The organism is Vibrio sp. R15-SG3-ISO1A (assembly GCF_059833955.1).
Map to the genome: position 1 here is coordinate 1 of NZ_JCBDGH010000083.1, position 22349 is coordinate 22349.

At 50.5% G+C, this 22349-nt stretch carries 20 protein-coding genes; 12 read left to right on the top strand and 8 right to left on the bottom strand.

Going from position 1 to position 22349, the window contains the following annotated elements; all coding sequences use genetic code 11:
- The first annotated feature begins 44 nt into the window (after nucleotides 1–44).
- The 6 genes from AC6R0L_RS13790 to AC6R0L_RS13815 all read left to right on the top strand — a co-directional run bounded on the left by AC6R0L_RS13790 (nucleotide 45) and on the right by AC6R0L_RS13815 (nucleotide 4140).
- Nucleotides 45–419 (top strand): 2-oxo-4-hydroxy-4-carboxy-5-ureidoimidazoline decarboxylase, encoded by a 375-nt coding sequence (locus tag AC6R0L_RS13790; protein ID WP_500629558.1) that lies wholly within the window; start codon nucleotides 45–47, stop codon nucleotides 417–419.
- On the top strand, nucleotides 416–739 hold the full coding sequence (gene uraH / locus AC6R0L_RS13795) for a hydroxyisourate hydrolase (RefSeq protein WP_500627880.1): 324 nt from the start codon (nucleotides 416–418) through the stop codon (nucleotides 737–739). The genes AC6R0L_RS13790 and uraH overlap by 4 nt, the downstream gene beginning before the upstream one ends.
- 2 nt (nucleotides 740–741) lie before the next feature.
- Entirely contained in the window at nucleotides 742–2109 is a 1368-nt protein-coding gene (guaD, locus tag AC6R0L_RS13800) for a guanine deaminase (RefSeq protein WP_500629454.1), read from the top strand.
- Entirely contained in the window at nucleotides 2055–3356 is a 1302-nt protein-coding gene (locus tag AC6R0L_RS13805; protein WP_500629455.1) for a urate hydroxylase PuuD, read from the top strand. Before guaD ends, AC6R0L_RS13805 begins: the two co-directional genes overlap by 55 nt.
- A 127-nt stretch (nucleotides 3357–3483) precedes the next feature.
- Nucleotides 3484–3744 carry an EF-hand domain-containing protein gene (locus AC6R0L_RS13810; RefSeq protein ID WP_500629456.1) on the top strand — a complete coding sequence of 87 codons (261 nt, stop codon included), beginning with the start codon at nucleotides 3484–3486 and terminating at the stop codon, nucleotides 3742–3744.
- 117 nt (nucleotides 3745–3861) lie between these two features.
- On the top strand, nucleotides 3862–4140 hold the full coding sequence (locus AC6R0L_RS13815; protein WP_500629457.1) for a putative quinol monooxygenase: 279 nt from the start codon (nucleotides 3862–3864) through the stop codon (nucleotides 4138–4140).
- Nucleotides 4141–4150: 10 nt separating this feature from the next.
- Here the strand turns inward: AC6R0L_RS13815 and AC6R0L_RS13820 are convergent, their stop codons facing one another.
- Genes AC6R0L_RS13820 through AC6R0L_RS13845 form a run of 6 tightly spaced genes read right to left on the bottom strand, consistent with a single transcriptional unit; the run spans nucleotide 4151 to nucleotide 11935 of the window.
- Nucleotides 4151–5416: an allantoate amidohydrolase gene (locus AC6R0L_RS13820; RefSeq protein ID WP_500629458.1), complete on the bottom strand. Its 1266-nt coding sequence runs from the start codon at nucleotides 5414–5416 to the stop codon at nucleotides 4151–4153.
- A gap of 9 nt (nucleotides 5417–5425) precedes the next feature.
- Nucleotides 5426–6676, bottom strand: a complete 1251-nt coding sequence (locus AC6R0L_RS13825) for a pyridoxal-phosphate-dependent aminotransferase family protein (protein WP_500629459.1) — start codon at nucleotides 6674–6676, stop codon at nucleotides 5426–5428.
- Nucleotides 6676–8244 carry a gamma-glutamyltransferase family protein gene (locus AC6R0L_RS13830; protein ID WP_500629460.1) on the bottom strand — a complete coding sequence of 523 codons (1569 nt, stop codon included), beginning with the start codon at nucleotides 8242–8244 and terminating at the stop codon, nucleotides 6676–6678. The genes AC6R0L_RS13825 and AC6R0L_RS13830 overlap by 1 nt, the downstream gene beginning before the upstream one ends.
- On the bottom strand, nucleotides 8207–9430 hold the full coding sequence (locus AC6R0L_RS13835; protein WP_500629461.1) for an amidase: 1224 nt from the start codon (nucleotides 9428–9430) through the stop codon (nucleotides 8207–8209). Before AC6R0L_RS13835 ends, AC6R0L_RS13830 begins: the two co-directional genes overlap by 38 nt.
- A 34-nt stretch (nucleotides 9431–9464) precedes the next feature.
- Nucleotides 9465–10463: a bile acid:sodium symporter family protein gene (locus AC6R0L_RS13840; RefSeq protein WP_500629462.1), complete on the bottom strand. Its 999-nt coding sequence runs from the start codon at nucleotides 10461–10463 to the stop codon at nucleotides 9465–9467.
- Between the two features lie 26 nt (nucleotides 10464–10489).
- Complete coding sequence (locus tag AC6R0L_RS13845; RefSeq protein ID WP_500629463.1) at nucleotides 10490–11935, bottom strand: NCS1 family nucleobase:cation symporter-1; 1446 nt, start codon at nucleotides 11933–11935, stop codon at nucleotides 10490–10492.
- Between the two features lie 274 nt (nucleotides 11936–12209).
- Between AC6R0L_RS13845 and AC6R0L_RS13850 the strand changes: the two genes are divergently transcribed.
- From AC6R0L_RS13850 to AC6R0L_RS13865, 4 genes are all read left to right on the top strand, one after another.
- The gene (locus AC6R0L_RS13850) at nucleotides 12210–12884 is read left to right on the top strand and encodes a GntR family transcriptional regulator (protein ID WP_500629464.1); all 675 of its coding nucleotides are present in this window, start codon (nucleotides 12210–12212) and stop codon (nucleotides 12882–12884) included.
- A 9-nt stretch (nucleotides 12885–12893) separates the two neighbouring features.
- Nucleotides 12894–13625 carry an aspartate/glutamate racemase family protein gene (locus AC6R0L_RS13855; protein WP_500629465.1) on the top strand — a complete coding sequence of 244 codons (732 nt, stop codon included), beginning with the start codon at nucleotides 12894–12896 and terminating at the stop codon, nucleotides 13623–13625.
- An 18-nt stretch (nucleotides 13626–13643) separates the two neighbouring features.
- On the top strand, nucleotides 13644–14573 hold the full coding sequence (puuE, locus tag AC6R0L_RS13860; RefSeq protein WP_500629466.1) for an allantoinase PuuE: 930 nt from the start codon (nucleotides 13644–13646) through the stop codon (nucleotides 14571–14573).
- A gap of 224 nt (nucleotides 14574–14797) precedes the next feature.
- Nucleotides 14798–16174, top strand: coding sequence for a nucleobase:cation symporter-2 family protein (locus AC6R0L_RS13865; RefSeq protein ID WP_500629467.1), 1377 nt, complete (start codon nucleotides 14798–14800; stop codon nucleotides 16172–16174).
- An 83-nt stretch (nucleotides 16175–16257) separates the two neighbouring features.
- On the opposite strand, the gene AC6R0L_RS13870 is transcribed toward AC6R0L_RS13865, so the two are convergent.
- Nucleotides 16258–19056 (bottom strand): EAL domain-containing protein, encoded by a 2799-nt coding sequence (locus AC6R0L_RS13870; RefSeq protein WP_500629468.1) that lies wholly within the window; start codon nucleotides 19054–19056, stop codon nucleotides 16258–16260.
- A gap of 256 nt (nucleotides 19057–19312) precedes the next feature.
- On the opposite strand from AC6R0L_RS13870, the gene AC6R0L_RS13875 reads away from it, so the two are divergent.
- Together AC6R0L_RS13875 and AC6R0L_RS13880 are read left to right on the top strand one after the other, a co-directional pair.
- On the top strand, nucleotides 19313–19498 hold the full coding sequence (locus tag AC6R0L_RS13875; RefSeq protein ID WP_500629469.1) for a hypothetical protein: 186 nt from the start codon (nucleotides 19313–19315) through the stop codon (nucleotides 19496–19498).
- A gap of 135 nt (nucleotides 19499–19633) precedes the next feature.
- Nucleotides 19634–21433 (top strand): choice-of-anchor I family protein, encoded by a 1800-nt coding sequence (locus AC6R0L_RS13880; RefSeq protein WP_500629470.1) that lies wholly within the window; start codon nucleotides 19634–19636, stop codon nucleotides 21431–21433.
- 58 nt (nucleotides 21434–21491) lie between these two features.
- On the opposite strand, the gene AC6R0L_RS13885 is transcribed toward AC6R0L_RS13880, so the two are convergent.
- Nucleotides 21492–22196, bottom strand: a complete 705-nt coding sequence (locus AC6R0L_RS13885; RefSeq protein WP_500629471.1) for an aspartate/glutamate racemase family protein — start codon at nucleotides 22194–22196, stop codon at nucleotides 21492–21494.
- Between the last annotated feature and the right edge of the window lie 153 nt (nucleotides 22197–22349).

Here is a 22349-nt window from a genome sequence, read left to right on the forward strand (position 1 = left end):
AAGGTTAAAAGAAACAGGATGACAGAACCCTCCAGCACCTAGCACTGCGCCATAGCGCAAGCCGAGCCTTCCAGCAGCTTGAAGAGAAAGATTGGCTTGAGGCCTTTGCCGGGCATCCAATGATCGGCGATCTCGCCAGTCTAGAAAAGAAATACGCGCAAGGCCGAGCACTCAGTGAAAAAGAGCAGAGCCACGTGGCCAGCGCCGATAGAGAGACCCTAGAGCGATTGCTCACGCTCAATCAGCGCTACCGAGAGAAATTCGGCTTCATTTTCATCGTCTGCGCGACCAACAAAAGTGCCAAAGAGATGCTCGCACTGCTTAAATCCCGGATTGGTCGAAGCCGAGAAGTGGAACTGCGCGAAGCCGCGCAAGAACAGATCAAAATCAGTCAAATTAGAATGGAAGCTTATTTATGAACACGCTCAGTTGCCATATCCTCGACACCGCCAGTGGTCACCCCGCAGCAAACATTGAAGTGGAACTCTATCCACTTGGCGCACAGGATGCCATCGCCCGCATGTACACCGACGATGATGGCCGCGCCCGTTTTGATAACACCACATTAGCAGCAGGCAGTTATACCCTGCGATTTTTAGTCGCCCCCTACTGCCAACGCGTATTTTCCAACGCCTTTTTCCCCTATGTGGACGTGCACTTTAGCGTTTCAGACACGCGTCATATCCACATTCCGCTGCTGCTCTCTCCTTACGCTTACTCCAGTTATCGAGGCAGTTAATCATGGCTAGACAGATTCACCGTGGCAGCTTGTTGCACTTTCCAACAGCGACATCTGAGCCCCAAAAGCACTATGAGTATTGGCGCGATGGCGTATTGGTCATCGAAGAGGGCAAAATCGTTCATCTGGGTGATGCCAACGCCTTCTTCGCCCACTCTGTCAACCAAGAGCTTCTCACACAGGGACGAGTCAAGGTTCACTCCGGTTTATTGATTCCTGGCATGATTGACTCTCATGTCCATTTCCCTCAGATTGAGATCATCGCCAGTTATGGAAAACAGCTGTTAGATTGGCTCAACACCTACACCTTTCCCACTGAGCTTCGTTTTAGCGATGCCCACTACGCCAAGCAGCAAGCCGACTTTTTTCTGCAACAGTTGTTTGCCCACGGCACCACCACAGCCAGTGTCTATGCCACAGTTCATCCGCAGTCGGTCAACGCTTTTTTCAGCGCCGCGCAAGACTACGATGCGCGCATGGTCTGTGGCAAGGTGATGATGGACCGATTCTGTCCAGACGCACTGCAAGACACGCCTGAGAGCAGCTATCGTGATAGCAAAGCCTTGATTGAGCGCTGGCACAAAAATGGCCGTGCTCTTTATGCCATCACGCCGCGTTTTGCGCCGACCAGCACACCGGAGCAGTTAGCGAAGGCTGGACAACTGGCCAATGAGCACCCAGATACCTTCATTCAAACTCATTTAAGCGAAAACATTAACGAAGTCGCTTGGGTTCAATCACTTTACCCAGACGACAGCGATTACCTTAGCGTCTATGAGCGCAACCATTTGGTTCGCGATAGAGCCCTATTTGGTCACGCGATTCATCTTAGCGAGCGGGAACAACACGCGCTGGCGAGCAGTGGCGCGTCAATCTCATTTTGTCCTTCATCGAACCTGTTTTTGGGCAGCGGTTTGTTTCCCTATCAGCAAGCAAAAGAGGCAGGTATTCCCATCTCTATTGCCAGTGATGTCGGCGGCGGAACCAGTTTGAGCTTGCTTAAAAACCAAAGTGACGCCTACAAAATCTGTCAATTACAAGGCATCAGTCTCGATGCGTTTGAATCCTTATATTTGTGTACCCAAGGCGCCGCCGTCGCGATGGGGCTGGATCACTGTATTGGCAACTTCAATGTCGGCACGGAAGCCGATTTTGTTGAGTTAGATCTCAACGCGTTTCCCATGCTCAAGCAGCGTACAGCGCGCTGTCAGGATTTGAATGAGCAACTCTTCGCCCTTGTCACCTTAGGTGATGAGCGTGTCATCGAACGCACTTATGTTCACGGAAATTTAGTTTATCAAAAGGATGTATCAGTATGTGGCCACAACTCTACGAATGGTTTGCGCTCTTTATCAAATGGTTTCATGTAATCTGTGGGGTGGCCTGGATTGGCGCCAGTTTCTATTTCACTTGGCTCGACAATAGCCTAGAAAATCCACCGCAATGGAAGAAAGATAAAGGTATCAAAGGCGACTTATGGGCCGTGCATGGTGGCGGTTTTTACGAAGTAGCAAAATACCAGGTTGGACCTCAAAGCATGCCGACCAACTTGCACTGGTTTAAATGGGAAGCCTACACGACATGGATCACTGGCACCGCGTTAATGATTTGGATGTACTATTTTAACGCCGCCGCCTACCTCATTGATCCCAGAGTCATGAGTTTAACTAGCCTCCAAGCCGTAAGTTTGGGCTTGGGTGGCATTGCTCTTGGCGTTGTCGTCTATGAAGCATTGATGCGCTCCCCCCTCTCGCGTCACGCTGGGCTATTTTGCGGCGCACTCATCGCGCTTGGCGCGCTGTTCTTCTATGGATTTACCCACGTCTTTAGTGGTCGGGGTGCCTTTATCCATATGGGTGCATTGATGGGTACCATCATGGTCAACAACGTGTTCCATAAAATCATTCCCGGCCAGCGTAAAATGGTGGCGCAAGTAGCGGCGGGTGAAGCGGTCGATCCGGCTCCCGGACTGGAGGGTAAACGCCGCTCTATCCATAATAACTATTTCACCCTGCCCGTGATTTTTCTCATGATCAGTAATCACTACCCGATGATCTACCAACACTCGCTGAGTTGGTTAGTGGGGATGCTGATTTTGGTGATCAGCGCGTATTTACGCCATTACTTTAACCTTAAGCATGCGGGAAAATCGAAGCCAAGCGTACTCATTTCAAGCTCGATAGCCATGCTGCTTCTCGCGGTTTTCGTCAGTTGGGGATCCGTTCAAGCGAATAAAGCCTCGCGCGCAACGGCAACCGCAAGCAGTGTGGCCACGCAAACGACCACTTCCCAGGACTCAGCCCTGCATCAACAGAGCGTGTCGGAAGGAGACACTTCCGGCCTTGCTGATGATATCAATCGTACTCACTATATCGAAATAGCGACGCAGATCATTGAGCAGCGCTGCACTCAATGTCACAGCGCCACACCGACTGACGATGTGTTCACCGTCGCACCTAGTGGCGCAATCTTCGACTCTTGGCAAGATATTGAGCGCTGGAGCCCGCGGATTCTAGCGCGTACGGTCGAGTCGACCGATATGCCCTTTCTCAACAAAACCAATATGACAGACCAAGAACGTCAGCAACTTAAAGAGGCCCTTAGTCACAGCCATTAATCTTTTCCCCCTCCCGCCAGTTCACACTGGTGGGAGCGTCAAATGTAAGAAAATGTAAAGCCACGAACCAAATCCCACGCAACGGCTCCAATGCTGTGTGTCAATCATTGTTAACAAGGAAAATACTATGAAAACTCTCACCATTAGTACCGCGCTACTCGGCGCTCTGTTAATCACCACCGCTTGTGCAAATGACGGGGATCGCAAGGGCCCGCCGCCAAGTTTTAGCGATATCGATTCAAATAGCGATGGCTACATCACCACTGACGAAACCAAAGGGCCGTTAGCCCGTGATTTTAGCTCTATTGATGCCGATGGCGATGGAAAAATCACCGAGGCGGAATTCTCGCAATTTATGAGTGAGCACCGTCCACCGGCTCGCGACTAACGAGTTTAACGCCCACTTAAGACGCGCTCTTGGTGGGCGTTTTTTTAATCGCTATCATCCCTATGATTTCACCTATGGGCACGGTATGCTGAAGGCACTTTCTACCAAGGACGCACAATGAACAAAGTCACACTCTCCGGCCATATCATTATTCCCTTCAAAGATCGTAGTATCGTACTGGCCGAACTGGAGACACACTGTAGACTCACTCGAAATGAGCCGGGCTGCCTGTGCTTTGAGGTCACGCAAAATCCTGACGACACCCATCGATTTGATGTGTATGAAGAGTTTGTCGATCATGAAGCATTTCTGCAGCATCAACGACGAGTGCAAGAGTCACAGTGGGGAAAAGTGACTCAGAATGTCGCAAGATATTACGACATCACTGAATCCTAGTTAGAGGGCGTTAAGGCGACTTTGCCTTGAGGTTCATTGAATCAATCATGCCTATCAAGCACTCCAGTGCCACCGCGACATCGTCTTGATTCACTTGTTCTTTAGGATGGTGGCTAATGCCTTTCTCACAGCGGACAAACAACATCGCGATGTCGGTCACGTTCGCCATCACCATGGCATCATGGCCTGCGCCACTCGGTAAACAGCGCGCCGTTTGAGCGGTCACCGACTCAACGACTGAGGTCCATTGCTGCTGCAAGGCGGCATCACAGAGGACCGCTTTCGCTTGATATACCTTGTCGCTGTCGAAATGTAGGCGACGTTTTTTCGCAATCAAGTTCAACTCGTTGATGACGACCTCACAACACGCCTCCAGCGTCGGCTGATTGAGCGAGCGAATGTCCAAAGTAAACTCGACTGCACCTGGGATCACGTTCACCGCACCCGGTGCGACGGATAGTTTACCCACCGTCGCGACAATCTCTTGCTCTCTGGCAAAACGTTCAATAAAACTCACCATTTCAGCCGCGCCGCACAGCGCATCCTGACGCAAATCTATCGGCACTGTGCCTGCGTGTCCCGCCATGCCCTCTACCTTGCAGGTAAAACGTTTTGCCCCGGCAATACCGGTCACGATACCGACGGGCAATGACTCCGCTTCTAGCACTGGGCCTTGCTCAATATGCACTTCCAAGTAGGCGAGCAGATCGTTACGTGCGTCGTTTCCTGCGAGACTCGGCGCTAGTCCAAACTGGCGCATGGCGTCTGCCATGGTCATACCATCGGCATCCGCGATATCGAGCCAGTTGGGATCAAACTGCCCTGCGACACTGCTCGATCCAATGAGCGTGGTGTTAAAACGCATCCCTTCTTCGTCTGCAAATGCCACCACATCGATGTGGAACGGAAAGCGGCACTCTTTTAGTTGCAACAGTGCTTCAATCGCGAGAATAATACCGAGGTTGCCATCGTATTTACCTGCATTTCTTACCGTGTCACTGTGAGAACCCAGCACCAATGCTTTCGCCTCAGGGTCGCTGCCTACTTTTCGCCCCCACTGGTTGCCTACACTGTCTTGCCAGGTTTCTAGTCCCGCATCGCGCATCCATTTCGCGATCAGATCGTGGGCACTTCGATGCTCTTTGGTCAGGTATCCGCGTGTCAGCGCACCCCGTTCCTCGCTGCACTGAGCGAGTTGGTCGGCTTGAGCCATAATGCGCTCAGCACCGATGCTCATCGCGTGGTGCCTCTTATCATCCACTGTATCTACACTCATGGCTGCTCCTTATTGATAATGCGCCATAGCCGCCAGAACTGCCTGACCGGAAATGATGTCCGCTTGGTGTTTGATCAGTACCGCTTCCAGCGCCGCCAAGGTGGTCAATACGCACTCTTGTCTCGCGTTGAACCCCATAGTACCGATGCGCCAGATCTTGCCATGCAGTGGGCCAAACGAGGTACCAATCTCGATACCAAACCGGTGCAGCAGCTCAAGACGCACCGCATCGCCATCGACCGTACCCGCCGCTTTTTTAACGCTCGGTATTGCCACACCGACCACGTTATTCATTTTGTAATTTTGATTGCCAAATAGCTCTAGCCCCATCGCGCGAAGCCCCGATGCCATCGCGTCTCCCGCTTGCTTGTGACGCGCGATGACCTGCTCTGGGCCTTCTTCAAGGAACAGTCTTGCACACTCGCGTGCGGCATAAAGCATGCTGGTCGCTTCAGTATGGTGGTTAAGGCGCTCTGGCCCCCAATAATCCATCACCATGGCTAAATCAAAGTAGTTCGATTGGATTGGTGCTTCTTCACCATCAACGTGGTGAGCGGCACGAATGCCCGCTTCGACGTGTTTACGACTGTTGATTAGCGCAGCGCAACGCTCGCTCAGCGTAATCGGCGCTGAGCCCGAAGGCCCGCCTAAACATTTCTGCAGCCCTGCTGACACCGCATCGAGGTGCCAATCATCGACATACAACTCATTACCGGCAATCGACGCAGTGGCATCACAATAGAACAGCACACCATAGCGCTGACACAGCTCGCCCATTTCAGCCAACGGTTGGTTCATGGTCGTGGAGGTGTCTCCTTGAACAGTGGCGAGCAATGTTGGCTGAAAGGTTTTGATCGCCTGTTCAATTTGCTCTGGCGCGCACACTTCACCCCACTCAACATCGATGGTTTTCACCACAGCGCCAACCCGCGTAGCAATTTCGCACAATAAGTGACCAAAGCGACCAATGACGGGGATCAGCACTTTGTCGCCCGGTTTTAACACCGACACTAACACCGCTTCAATCCCCGCGCGCGCAGTGCCATCCACCAGCATCGTCTGCGGGTTTTGGGTGTGAAAAACGCCGCGATAAAGTGACTGTACTTGGTTCATGTAACCGGTCATCACAGGGTCATACTGACCAATCAGTGACTGAGCGATGGCCTGATGCACGCGAGGATAAGCGTTGATTGGCCCCGGCCCCATCAAAAGGCGTTGCGGTGGGTTAAGTGTTTCAAATAGCTCATTGGCCTGTGACATTATTGTTCTCCTACAAAACTTTGGCCATCGCTACGCGGATCGCTACTGGCGATGGCTCTTCCTTGTTCATCCAGCACAATGGCGCCAGCATGGCCCATCAGCTCGTTATTATCGTCGACGGTGGTGACGTCGTGACCGAGCGCTACCAATTCAGCGCCGCAGCGTTGGTCAAGTGAGCGCTCTAAGCGTAAGTTGTGTGTGGCATCGCCCCACGTGCGCCCCAACAGCCAGCGTGGCTCTGAGATCGCCTTATCCAAGGGGTAAGATTGATAGTGGTAGCGGCTAAATAGGCACGCTTGCGTTTGAGGCTGACCTTCACCGCCCATCGTGCCGTAGCTCATTCTGCGGCCATCACTGAGCTCAGCATAAGCAGGGTTGAGGGTATGGAAAGGCTTCTTGTTGGGTGCCAATACATTGTGATGCAGTGCATCCAGAGAAAAACTCTTGGAGCGGATATTCCATAACACTCCGGTCTTTGGCAGCACAACACCGGACCCAAACTCCCAGTAAATGCTTTGAATAAAGCTGACCATGGTGCCGTATTGATCACTGGCCCCCATCCAGATCGTATCGCCGGGTTTGGCTTGGTGAGGCCAAGCTAGGGCGCGGTTAGGATTTACGGCAGCAGTACATTTAGTCACCTCGTCGTCACTGAGCCAATGCTGCAAAGGCTCACGCAATGACGCCTCATCACACACCTCTAGATCACGAATCAAAAACGCTTGTTTAGTCGCTTCAACGAGGCAGTGCATGTGCTCCACTTCGGTCTGAGCGTTGACCGCTAAACGATCGTAGATTGCCAAAATCAGCAGTGACGCCACCCCTTGGGTTGGCGCACCAAAGTTATACAGTGTGCCTTTGGAGGTCGTGACATGCAGTGGCTGCATCACTTTAGCGCGAAATTGATGAAAATCTTCAAGACGGATAGGGCTACCCATCGCGGCTAGATCATCGGCCATCGACTGCGCCAAATCACCGCGATAAAAATCCTCTAGTCCTTTTTCTGCCAGCATCGATAGTGTATCAGCCAGCGCCGGATTGCAGATACGATCGCCGACCTTGAGCGTCTCACCTTGATTGAGATAAATATCGGCAAACCCGTCTAGCGAAGCCAGTCGCTGATAGGTTTTTTCACTGGCATTGACCAAGCTCTGCGTCGCGGTGATCCCGTCGCGCGCGGCATGGATCGCGGGGGTAAGTAATCTATCCAGTGTCATATTGCCATGATCATACTCAAGCGCTGCTTGCCAACCTGCGACCGTGCCCGCCATCGTGATGGCCGAAAGCGCGCCATGATCGGGCAATTCGTCACCCAGTGCTCGGTAAGCGTTAACATCCACCTGCGCCGCCGCATCGCCGCTACCATCAATCGCGACTGGGGCTTGGCCTTGTTTCGCAATCAACCAAAATCCATCCCCTCCGATGCTATTCATATGGGGGTATTGCACTGATATCATCGCAGCGGCAGCAACCATCGCTTCACTGGCCGTGCCACCGGCGTCTAAAATCGCTTGGCCAACTTCGGCTGCTTTATGATGTGGGGCGGTAAACGCGGTTTGATGCTTCATCGGCCACTCCTTGGCTCGTGTCTAGGTTGAGTTGCATGGCAGTCTGGATAAGGGCACATTCACTGTGAGCACTACCAAGAAACGAGAGTCCGCACGGCATCGCTGCGGCGGCGTTAGGGAGGTGCAATTGCGGTAAGCCAGAGAGCCCAGCAAGACTCGTCAACCCCATAAGCTGGCTGCGATAAACAGCCAATTCATTAGCTGGCATGGTCAGTTTCGGCGCTCCGGCGGGCGTGGTAGGCAGTAGCCACCATAACGCATGGTCTTCCATATGCTCCACTAACGCCTGTTTGAATCTCTGTTGCTCATCACAAGCCGCTGTATACTCCAACTCGGTCAAGGTTCTTGCCCACTCGACGCGCGTTGCAATCGCCGGGTCCAAGCTCTCCCCATAGCGTGCTAACCACTCACCGTGTTGGCGAATGATCTCGAAACCTTGCAGGGTACGAAACAGGTGACTTAACTGATCGAGCGTCCATCCCGCACGCGCAAGATAGTCACCTTGTTGAATCTTTACACCCGATGCTTTGAGGCGCGTTAACTGCTCGGTGTGATCGGCACTCATAAGAGCACGGCACTGCTCATCAAGATAGAAGGACCGTTGGTGAGGTGCTGCACCGTGGTCAGTCGACAAACTCGTCCACACTCGCTCCATCATCGCCAAATCTCTGGTGAAAATACCGGCAGTGTCAAAGCGAGCCGCCAGTTCAAAGCAATGTTGAAGGCTCAAGGCACCATGCGTCGGCCTCAACCCATAAAGCCCACAATAACTGGCTGGGACACGTACTGAACCACCGGTATCCGTACCAATTGAAAAATCGCAATCGCCACTTGCTACCGCCACCGCACTGCCGCTCGATGAACCACCTGGAATCGCATCAGGCGCTTTGGGGTTCACTGGCGTGCCGTAATGGATATTTTGACCGTTTAAGCTATACGCCAGCTCATCGGTCTGTACTCGCCCAACACACTCTGCACCACTCTCAAGCAAAGTGGTAATGAGCGGCGATGTCTGGCTAGCAACATCATGAGTGGCTAACCACTGTGGATTGCCTGCCCCAGTTCGGTAGCCTTTTACATCAAACAGATCTTTAAAGACAAACCGAGTGCCACTCAGTCGGCCTTTTTTTGTCGGCGCCAAAGAGTGTGGCCCTTGCGCGCAATAAATTCGAGTATCCTTACTCATCATCTTTCCTTAATGGTTGCACCGATTAGCACGCTTAAAGCGCGGCGGCTTTTACCCCTTCGCTCTGCTTGGCGTAACGGTTAGCCAGCACGGCGCAATAGAAAATCTGGATTGGGTGATACAACATGATCGGCAGTAGCAACATACCGAGCGTTGGGTCGGTTCCAAAAATGACTTTCGCCATCGGGATCCCTGCCGCTAATGTCTTTTTGGTGCCACAGAATACCGCCGCCACTTCATCAGGAAGATCGAAACCGGCTTTTCTTGCTCCCCACTGAATGGAGTGGACCATCACCAACAAAATCACCACACACAGCGCAATCGCCGTCAACAGCAACCCCGCAGAGAACTCACTCCAGATACCGTTAATAACAGAATCACAAAAGGCGTTGTAAACGATCAAAAGAATCACATACTTATCAACTTTATTGACCACCGCTTTGTGTTTCTCCGTCCAAGCCAGCAGGTAAGGACGAAGGAGCTGGCCTAAAATCATCGGAACCAAAAGTAACTTAGCGATCGACAACACGGAGTCGAGCAGATTGAGTGACACCCCTTCAAAGCCCATAAAGAGCTGAATCAAAGCTGGGGTGATCACCACACCAATAATGCTCGATAGCGACGCGTTAAAGATCGCCCCCGGCACGTTTCCCTTACCGACACTCGTCATCGCAACCGATGACGAGATGGTGCTCGGCAGAACCAAGAGATAACAAAACCCAAACGCTAGAGCCGCTGGCATGGTTGCGATAAAGAGATCGCCAAACACTACCCATAAAATTGGGTATGCCACAAACGTCGCCACCTGGATGTAAATGTGCAGGCGCCAATTGGTCAACCCCGCTTTAATCGCTTGTGGCGATAACCCTAGACCATGAAGAAAGAAGACAATGGCAACCCCCACCGCCGTCAATTGGTCCAAGTGAATCGGTCCGCCGGAGCGTCCAATCTCTGCCGTGATCGTCGCAAGCGCTATCGCGATCACCATGCCGACCAAAAACCACTCTTTCTTAAGTTTTGCTAATAGATTCATTTTGTTACTCAGGTTCTTCTCTAAAATTACGCTTTACTCTTTAATGCTCGTGCTGCGACGATATTGAAAGACGCTGCGGACATTAAATAGCGATAAGCCAACGCTGACACTCCACCACCAATAAACAACGCATAGTTGGCCAGTTGAGGAATGATAAAAGTCGCCACTATAGCGCACACACTGGCAATACCAAGTGCATAAACACTGCGCATGTTGACACCATTTTGATACCAGTACAGACCTTTGGGTGATTCGGTATAGAGTGACGGTACATCTATCTTACCCTTTTTCACAAAGTAGTAGTCCACAACGATGATGCCGTAGAGAGGGCCAATCATCGCGGCTAACACGTCCACCGTGTAGTGAATCACCTCTGGGTTATTAAATAGGTTCCACGGAGTCAACAATACGGAACCGAACGCAGCAATAAATCCGCCCGCCTTAAAACTGATTTTTTGTGGAGACACATTGGAGAAGTCAAACGCCGGTGCGACAAAGTTTGCGACGATATTGATACCGACCGTTGCAAAAATAAAGGTCAGCGCACCAAGCACCGTAATAAGTCCTGAGTCTAGTCGTTTTACTGTCTCAACCGGGTCGGTGATCATCTCACCAAACACAGGAATCGATGCAGAAACGATCACTACGCTGAAAATTGAAAAGAGTAAAAAGTTCACAGGTAGTCCGAGCAAATTACCGAACTTGAGCTGTTTATAACTGCCACAGTAACGAGAAAAATCACTGAAATTGAGCGTAGGGCCAGCAAAGTATCCCGCGACCAACGCTGATGCGACGATCATCGTCATGATTGCATCCAAACCTTCCAGTTTTTGCGAACTCAAATTGAATTGAATGTTCTCCCACCCGGCTAAATCGATCATGTAGAGACAAAGCGCAAACATGGCGATATAGATAGCAGGGCCAGACCAATCGATCACTTTACGGATCATATCCATACCAAACATAAAGACGATGCCCTGAATGATCCACATGGCCGTAAATCCTATCCAGCCCAAATACGAGAGACCTAAGAAACTGGGTTCTGCGAGCGCTTCCATCGAAGGCACAAAGTAAAGCAGTAGAATGATGAACGAACTGGACGCCAAAAAGGTTTGAATGCCGTACCAGACCACCGCGATCAATCCTCGTATTACCGCAGGAATATTCGCGCCAAACACACCAAATGACATTCTCGCCACTACGGGAAATGGGACTCCCGCTTTTTGCCCTGGTTTGCCCATCAGGTTGGCAAACACCAATACAATAGAGATGCCAACAAGCAAACTGATAAACACTTGAATACCATTGAGTCCAAGTGCAAATAAACTTGCTGCAAAAACATAGCCGCCCACGCTGTGAACATCTGACATCCAAAACGCAAAGATGCTGTACCAGCCCCACTTTTGTTCTCTGTCTGGTAATAGATCATCATTGGCCAGACGTGAACTAATCGGTAAATCCTTTTCCATCATGGTCACTTCCTTGTTTAACATTGTATACAATTCCAAATACAAAGACTGTGCCAAGTTGTTGACCCCCTCTCTATGGGAGCTGAACGCTGAGTAATCACTAGAATTAAGCGTTCTTCGCACCAATTTCTCGCACACCTGCCTCATAAGAGTGCGTTAAAGGCCCCGATAATTCAGCAATACACCTCAGAATGCGTGATTATGCGACGTTTTATTCGCACAAACATGGTATACATGTTGCTAGGTATAATTGTATACAAACAGATAGAGAGTCATCATGTCGAACGACGAAAAGATTTATCAAAAGATGCTCAAAGCCATTGTCGAGCATCAGCTTCCGCCCGGTGAGCGTTTGCCCGAAGACAAGTTATCGGAAGCGTTTGGGGTGAGCCGTACCGGGATACGCAAAGTGCTACAGCGCCTCGCGATTGAACGTTTTGTCGTGATTCAGCCGAATAAAGGCGCACAGGTCAGTCGTCCGAGTCGTCAAGAGGCGGAAGAAGTATTGGATAGCCGCATTACATTAGAGCCTCTGTTGCTCGGTGACATTTCGGACAATTGGGATCTCAAAGTGTCGCAGCGTTTTCGCGATATGGTAGCGCAAGAGAAGCAAGCCGAACAAGATGGAGATTTAGCCCGATCCATTCAATTGACGGCGAAGTTCCATTATGAGCTTGCTCATATGGGCAACAACTCGGTCTTGGCTGAGTTTATCGAGCAGTTATGCTACCGCTCATCCTTGGTTATCGCCGCCTACGGTACCAGAGAGAGCGTGAGTTGTGATTGTGGCGATCATCTTGAGCTGATTGATTTGCTCGACAACCATCAAGTCGACAAGGCGCAGCAGTGGATGCGACACCATTTGCTCCATATTAAGCGCTCGATTTCATTAACAGGGAAAAAAGATGCCCACGTTGATTTCACTCAGCTGTTTGCCAACATGGACTCGTAAAGGTGTGCTATGAAAATCCAACTGATTAACCCAAACACCAGCGTTGCCATGACAGATAAAATTGCCCAATCGGCTTTGACTGTCGCGCTGCCCTCCAGCGACATCCTCGCTCGCTGTCCTGAGCACGGCCCTGATAGCATTGAATGTGCGTTGGATGAAACCATCGCCTCTGCGGCCTTACTCGATCTCATCACTGACGGGGAGAAAAAAGGCGTCGATGCACATATCATTGCGTGCTTTGGCGATCCCGCGCTTGATGCTGCGCGCGAAATAGCGCAAGCGCCTGTCATCGGCATCGCCGGTGCAGCTTTTCAAATCGCCAGTTTGGTCTCGCATCGATTTGGTGTGGTCACCACCCTCTCTCGCACCGTCCCCACCGCCCACCATCTGTTGCAGCGCTACGGCTACGCGCATCTCTGTACCGGTGTGCGCGCAGCCGACATTCCCGTGCTTGCCCTGGAATCCGTGCATACCTCGCTGTATGAACAGTTGCGCCAAGAGTGCCGGCAAGCGCTTTCGCAAGATGGGGCTGAAGCCATCGTATTGGGCTGTGCGGGCATGTCGGATCTTGCGGCGGAACTGAGTCAAGATCTCCAAGTTCCAGTGATTGATGGCGTCACTGCCGCGGTCAAGCTTGCGGAGTCTTTGTACAGCTTACAACTTAACACGGCCAAGTGCGGTCATTATGGCGCGCCGATAGGGAAAGCCTTTCACGGCCGCTATCAGCACTGGAGTCAATAAAAAACTTAAGGGATACAAATGGATAAGGATAATCCAAGAAATTATACAGGCTATGGACGCGATAACGTCCCTGATGCTAAGTGGCCAAATGGGGCAAAGATTGCGCTGCAATTCGTCTTAAACTACGAAGAAGGCGGCGAGAACTGCGTATTGCATGGCGACGCGCATTCGGAAACCTTCTTGTCCGAAATCGCTGGCGCGAGCGCTTACCCTGATAGACACATGAGTATGGAATCCTTGTACGAATACGGCTCTCGGGTCGGCGTGTGGCGAATTCTCGATGAGTTCAAAGCGCGAGGTCTTCCTCTCACCGCCTTTGCCGTAGCGACAGCCTTGCAAAGAAACCCAGATGTGGCCAAGGCATTACTAGACGATGGCCATGAAATTGCCTGTCACGGCTTGAAATGGATTCACTATCAAGACGCACCGATTGAGAAAGAACGTGAGGATATGGTGCAAGCGCTCCAAATCATTGAGACGCTCACAGGAAAAAAACCGATCGGCTGGTACACAGGACGTGACTCCCCCAATACGCGCGCTCTCGTGACCGAGCATGACCACCTCCTCTACGACTCTGACTATTATGGGGATGACCTGCCGTTTTGGACGCAAGTACCCGATGCACAAAAGCCCAGACAGACGCGGCCTCATCTGATTGTGCCGTACACACTGGATACCAATGACATGCGATTTGCTTCCCCTTATGGATTCAGTCATGGGGAAGAGTTTTATCAATACCTCAAGGACAACTTCGATTGCCTCTATCAAGAAGGGCAAATCAAACCGAAAATGATGTCAATTGGCCTGCATTGTCGCATCATAGGCAAACCTAGTCGCTTTATGGCACTGAAAAAGTTCCTCGACTACGTGCAATCCCATTCGGATGTGTGGATCGCCACGCGAGAGCAAATCGCCCGTCACTGGATAGAGCATCATCCGCCAACCTAATTTCTGTTTTGCCGCTGCGGTGCCTTCCTACCCGGCGGTTTTTTCTTTCTCTACCCCCAAACGGGTCAACTGCACCAACGATATGCAACTTAGCGAATTCGTCTCTTGACCATTCTGACATAAGCCACTGTATTTATTCACTTATCGCTCTAATTTATGAATGGCACAATGGTTGCTAACTTGATCAATACAATGTCAACAATATTGTATACAAGGAAATCAACATGTCTCACAAGGAAAACAGTGACCTGATTTATGCACTGGAAGATCGCCCCGCAACGGGTCAAGCGCTCTATGCAGGTCTGCAACACGTACTGGCGAGTTTCGTCGGTATTATTACTCCAACGCTCATCATTGGTGGCGTGCTCGGCCTTGGCCAGCATATTCCCTATCTCATTAGTATGGCGCTGATTGTTTCGGGTGTCGGTACCTTTATTCAGGCCCGTCGCATCGGGCCGATTGGCGCTGGCATGATCTGTGTCCAAGGGACCAGCTTTGCGTTTCTTAGCTCCGTACTCGCGGCCGGGTTCATTGCTAAATCTCAAGGGGGTGGCCCAGAAGAGATTCTCGCGATGATCTTCGGTGTCTGTTTTGTCGGTGCGTTTATTGAAATTGCGTTATCTCAGTTCATCGACAAACTGCAACGTATCATTACTCCTGTGGTCACAGGGATCGTCGTCACCACTATCGGCATCTCATTGATTAAAGTCGGCATGACAGATTTAGCCGGTGGCGTCAAAGCGCCCAACTTTGGCGATTGGCACAACTTAGTGCTCGGCGCACTGGTTCTTGTCACTATCATTGCGCTTAACCGTTCAAAAAACCTGATGGTGCGTTTATCGTCCATATTGGTGGGTATGGTAGTCGGTTATCTCGCCGCCGCGTCGATGGGTATGGTCAATTTCGACAATGCCTTTAATCAGCCGCTACTTAGCATCCCTCAACCGTTCAAATACGGCTTCGATTTCGATTGGTATGCCTTTATTCCCGTTGCCGTTATCTACGCAATTACCGCGATAGAATCGACAGGTGACATTACCGCCAATTGCTTGATCACCAACCAACCGGTCTCTGGTGAAGGCTATTTGAAGCGCATTAAAGCAGGGATTCTAGGGGATGGGGTCAACTCTATGCTGGCGGCGATTTTCAACACCTTCCCAAATACCACCTTTAGCCAAAACAATAGCGTCATTCACTTAACGGGTATCGCCAGTCGTTACGTGGGTTATTTTGTGGCCCTGATTTTGGTGGTACTGGGTCTGTTCCCCATCATTGGTGGCGTGTTAACCACCATACCGAAACCCGTCATCGGCGGCGCAACGCTGGTCATGTTTGGCACGGTGGCAGCGGCTGGGATTAAAATCATCGCGCGCGAGAAATTAGATCGTCGCAACTTGATGATTTTGGCTGTCTCGTTTGGCTTTGGTCTCGGTGTCATGCTCGTGCCAGACATCTTGGGCCAAATGCCTAAACTGGTGCAAAGCGTGTTCGGCTCTCCCGTCACAACCAGCGGTATTGCGGCGATCATTATGACGTTGGTCCTCCCCACTCAGCCAAAGGCGGAAGCTACGCCCTCTACCGAAGCTAAGTCGGTCGCTTAACGACATTTGAACTCAAACGCCCGCCTCTTTTTTAGAGGCGGGCGTTTTTAATTGTGCCAATACAAGACCTTATGCAGTGGCATTCAAGCACTGGAAAGATTAGCCGGTTGCGCTTTCACTCGCGCGATAAAGGCATTCTCTGTCACTGGTTTTGAAATCAAATAGCCTTGAATGTAATCAAAGCCCACCTCATTCAAGCGCTCCAACTCTTGCACTGTCTCGACCCCTTCAACAATCGGGGTGATGTGCAGTGCATGACAAAACACCAAAATTCCTTTCAGTATCCCGATGTCCACTTCACTTAGCCCGTGGCGCACAAAACTTTGGTCGACTTTTAGGGTATCGACCGGCAAACGCTGTAAGTAGGTCAATGACGAATAGCCAGTCCCGAAATCATCTATCGAGAAACGAATACCCAACAAACGGCACTTCTTAATCATGTTCGACACGTGATTCAAATCTTCAAGCGCGTGCGTCTCTAGGATCTCGATTTCAAGCAAACCTTGTTTGATGTTTGGGTAACGAGCCAATTTGTCTTGTAATATCTCAAACAGGTCGGTTTGGCTGAAATATTCGTGGCTGAGGTTGATGCTCAAATTAAGTGCTAACCCGGCTTCACACCACGCATCTAGCGTCTCCATAGCGCGGTCAATCACCCAATCATCGATCTGTTTAAAGAGGCCTAAACGATGCACTTCTGGCAAGAACATATTGGGGGTTAAAAAGCCTTTGACCGGATGATTCCAGCGAATAAGGGCTTCAGCGCCGACGATTTTCTTCTGCTTAGAGCTGGCTTTGGGTTGGAAGTAGAGCTCCAACTCATTGCGGTGCATCGCGCCGATTACCTCAGTGATAAACTCATTGTCGGACGCTTTTTGATCCTGACTATTATCAAGGCATACCGCTTGGTTCCCGCCTCGCATTTTTGCTTCATAGGATGACAGTTCCGCACGGCGCAAAAGCTGCTCCGGCTCCGTCACCCCTTCTGCTGGGTAGAGTGAGATCCCGACACTGACACTTAGCGGTATCGTATTGCCTAAAATATTGACCGTTTCTGGCAACTGGCGCTGAATGTCTCGGATGGTTTGGCTAGCGTGTGTCTCACCATAGACGACCAAGTAAAATTCATCGCCCCCCAAACGCAGCGCTTGACCGGACTCGCCCACCAGACGCTTCAATTTATCCAACACGATGTCAATACAGTGATCCCCAGCAGTGTGGCCATAGGTCTCGTTGATGTAGCGGAAATTATCGATATCAAAAAAGCCGACCGCAGTTTGACCGCCGACAAACTCGCTTTTGGACATCACATCCGTCAAATAAGTAAAGAGTTTGACGCGATTTCCCAAACCGTTAGTCGGATCTTGATAAGCAATCTGCTCGATGATGCGCTCTTGAGTTTTACTTCGGGTGATGTCGATGGATGAACCACAGATGGCGTAGATTTCACCCTTGTCATTCATCAAAGGGACTTTACGCGTATGCACGATCATCTTCTTGCCGACATCTTCATGCCAATAGGTTTCTTCACTGCTGTAGGGCTTTTTCGAATTGACCACCAACTGATCGACGCTTGAAATACGCGTTGCGACGTTTTCATCAAATAAGTCATAGTCGTCTTTGCCCAGCACCTCGTCTTCGTCCAAAGAAAGGTTTTGGCACATTTTTTTATTCGCAAACAGATATCTACCATGCTCATCCTTGAGGTAGATGTAGGAGTCTAAGCTGTTCAATATCGACTTTAATTTGTCTTCATCTTGCTCTGCGGTGCGCTTTTTCACCCATGCAAGCAGCGCCAAGGTCGTTAAGATGATAAATACCAAGCCAAACAGCGTTATGACTTCGACATAGTAGCGACTTAATATCGGCTCGGGTTTGCCCAATATGTGGCTGCCTGAGGGCAAATCACGCTCTTTAATACCAAAACGTGTGAGCTGAGCATAATCAAACAGCGCCTTAGTAGGCGGCTGAACCACCATGTCCTCTTCAATAAAATAGCCGCGATGAAAGTATCGGTGAGCAAGCTCTCCCGCCAGTACCGCATGAGCGCGGTGATCCACCACTAATCCACCCAGTAACCCTTGACCAATACCGTGTTGATAAGGATGGACGATCGGCGCAGTGGTAGCATCAGTGATAAGATGCACCGACTCATCAAAAGAGAGGGCCACGTTGTTCTTGTCTCGATAAGCCGAAATCAGCAGGACCACACTGTTGTGTGCATCAATCGACGCCATGTCCTCTATCAATTCACCCCAAGCAAGCGTCGCTAAATCGAGTGTCTTCCAATTAAAATCGGGGTAGTCTGCGATAGTGCGAGACAGTTTCTCAAAGTCGGCACGCCCTGTGGTAGTACCATCCACTAACAGATGAATGTTCTCCACGTGGGGCATTGCCTCGTGAATAAACTGTATATTTTCATCAAATGACACAGCTTCAATCACGCCTGATACCTGCTTGTCTCCTTTGAGAGATAAGGCAAGCTCGACATTGTTGACACCCAAAAACACAATCGGCAGATCACGAAACAGACCTTGCCGCTCAGAGAGTGCAAATCTTAGCGCATTGTCGTCCACCGTGATCACCATGTCGTATTTCTGGCTGTTGAGAAATTGGTAGGAGATCGCTCTTTTATAATTGGCGACACTGACGACATCATAAACGAGTTTACTGTGCATATAAGAGACATCGAGAAGGACTGAATCTCGGTCTAACACTTCGTTTAAGCCATAAGAGATATCGGCGTAGGTAGGAAAGTTGGGATCGTAGGATTTGATCACAAGAATGCGAGCATGATCTATGTCACTGGCTAAACTTTTCAGTGAGACCACTAGGCACATCAGTACACACCAGCAAGTGAAGCGTCCACGGCCTAGATTCATCCATTACTCCAGTTTTGCGCGTTATCCTTTATCATCCGTCACTCAGCATTTGATGTTTAGCGTATTTCATTTTTGCAATGAATCTACGCAATTTATGCGATTTCCTCAATAAATGAATAGCCTATAACCTTCATTTTCGCAACGCAAGCGGCGCGAGTCTGCCACATTTCCCCTAAGCTTGAGCCAGGTCATTTTTTCTGTAGAAAACCCAAGTTAGGTTGAAAATTGTAACAACAACCAAACAGGGACGAAACATATGGAACTCAAAAAAGATCCTCGCTGCTATACAGACGTGTGTATCGACGGTCGTTGGTTTCACCACGATCACTGCACGACTCGAGTCTACATGCTTAAGGGCGGTGCAGAGTGCGAGCTGGAGCTTGCCAAAACCCCCTCTACCGAAGATGAGCTTGTGCACTTAATTACTCAACAACAAAGTTAGTTTTTAGAAGTCGCTCTCACTCTTTGGTTTATCCGTCTATATCAACTTTTCTTTCACATTGATGAGACAAAAGCGACACGGTTTGTTCATAAGTCCTCCTTAGACTAGAGCCACATTCATCAAGGAGGATTTACTTTGTCTTTTCAATCTCATACCGCGCCTTTTGCTCTTCGTACATTGGCGATCACCGGCGTGTTGACCGCCCTTTCCGCTTGCTCATCACCTACAGAACAAAACAGTACGCTTGTTCCTGCGCTGAGTTGTACAGCAACTGTCGCACCTTCGCAAAGTGAGACTTCTATTGCAGGTTTAACGCTTGTGGGTCGATACGCGGCCGATGCGCCGTTTGCCACCTCGGCCGCTGAAATCGTCAAATACGATGCCTGCACTGACCAACTATTTGTTGTTAACGCACAGGCCAAGAAAGTCGATGTACTCACGCTTAGTCATGATCATGCCCCCAGTTTGAAGACACAACTCGATCTTCAGCAAGCGGCGACACACGCAGGCATTGAGATTGGCGCAGCCAATAGTGTCTCAACGCATCAGGGATGGGTCGCGGTCGCGATTGAAAACAGCATCAAGCAAGAAGCGGGCATCATCGCGCTCTACCGCGGTGATACCTTTGAGCTGCTGACCACCTACCCTGCTGGCGCACTGCCAGATATGGTGAGTTTCTCCAAAGACGGTCGATATATCGCGGCCGCCAACGAGGGAGAACCCAACAGCGATTACAGCGTCGATCCAGAAGGCAGTGTCACCCTCATCGACCTTTCAACGGGTTATCACAATGCGATTGTCACGCAAATTGGCTTTACCGATTTCAATGAAGGTGGCGTCCGTCACGACGAATTGGGTAGCGATGTTCGACTCTCCGCTCCGGGTGCCAGCGTGCCCCAAGATCTCGAGCCGGAATACCTTGCCTTTGATGACAGAGGTCAGCTATTTGTGGCGCTGCAAGAGAACAACGCCCTCGCTAAAATTGATGTAACCACACGCCGAGTTGAGGCCATTTATGGACTGGGCGGCAAATCATGGTCTACTGCCACTCTTGATGCTTCAAATAAAGATAAAAGGCTCGGTTATTTTCAATCCTACCCACAGTTGGTTGGCCTTTATATGCCCGACTCCATTGCCACCTATTCAGTCGATGGCGTCAGCTATATCATCACGGCGAACGAAGGGGATGGCCGCGAGTATGGTTTCGATAGCACTCAACAGCAATGCGATACCAAGGGCTACCAATGGGATGGCGACGATTACTCTGGCACCGCTGATTATGGTTCAAAAGTCGATTTTTGTATCGCGTATAGCGATGAATTACGAGGCAAAAAACTCAAGGTGAGTGACGATCATCCTCTGACTCTCGCGTTAAAAGATAATCAGCAGCTCGCACGATTAAAGGTGATCGACCCAGGTAAGACGTTACAGAAAGATGAGGTTGTCGAGGCGTTTGGCGCGCGATCGTTTTCTATTTGGAATGAGCAAGGCGAACGCGTTTACGATAGTGGCGATCAATTTGCACAGATTGTCTTCGCCACGCAGCCGGAGCACTTCAACAGCACCAATGACAACAACGACAGTGCAGACGACCGCAGTGATGATAAGGGCGTCGAACCTGAAGCGATCGAAGTGGCTCAGATTAACGACCGTCACTACGCGTTTATTGGCTTAGAACGTCAAGGCGGTATCATGGTGTATGACGTCACGGACCCTAACGATGCGATGTTCCTTCACTATGTGAACCCGCGTGATTTTAACCAACCTGTCTGCACCAAAGTCGATGAGGGAGAATGTGACAACGAGACCTACAACCCTAAAGCCGGTGATTTAGGCCCTGAGTCGATTCATTATTTCACTCGAGCTGGCGAGCACTTTATCGCGGTCGGCAATGAAGTCAGCGGCACAACCTCGATTTTTCACATTGATTTGTAACTCTGCTCAATTGAGGCCGTCGTAACAGACGGCCTACTTAGCCTCAAGAATTCGCTGTCTAAAGCGAGCCTTCCTCAAGCGCCATTGCCACCGCTTCTGCCGCGTGAATGGCGACGGTGTCGAATAAAGCCACTGAGGTGTCTTGCTGTTTGACCAACAATCCTATTTCGGTGCAGCCCAGAATCACCCCTTGTGCGCCGGCTGCCGCTAACTCATCAATAATGGTGTGATAATCGTTTTTCGAGCGTGGATTGAGCGTTCCCAAGCAGAGCTCTTGATAAATCACGTCATGTACCAATCGGCGCTGCACGCCGTTGGGCACCAACACCTCAATACCAAATTTATCCGTTAACCTTTGTTTGTAGAACGCTTGTTCCATCGTAAATGCGGTGCCGAGTAATCCCACTTTTTCGATACCTTGCGCCTGAAGTGCACGCCCCGTTGCATCGGCAATGTGTAAGAGAGGAATCGACACGGCGCGCTCAACCTGCTCCGCCACCTTGTGCATCGTGTTGGTCGCTATGATGAAAAAATCGGCGCCAGCACGTTCGAGCGATTGCGCTGCCTGCGCCAATATCCCCCCCGTTGCCTCCCACTCACCTTGGTGTTGCAACGCTTCAATTTGTGCAAAGTCGACACTGTGGATAATCACTTTTGCGGAGTGCAAACCACCAAGCGCGGCTTTCACTCCCTGGTTGAGCTGCGCGTAGTAGGTTGCCGTTGACTCCCAACTCATGCCGCCAATCACGCCTATGGTTTTCATACTCTGTCCTTGTGAATTCGAATCATGCTCTTAGCCCACTCTATAGCAGGCATAGATCGCTCGCAAGCACCCGTTGGGTTGGTCGAATGCCAGGCCAACCCATTCTAAGTGCGTAAAAAAGCCCGGCTTAACCCCGGGCTGCCTAACTATCGA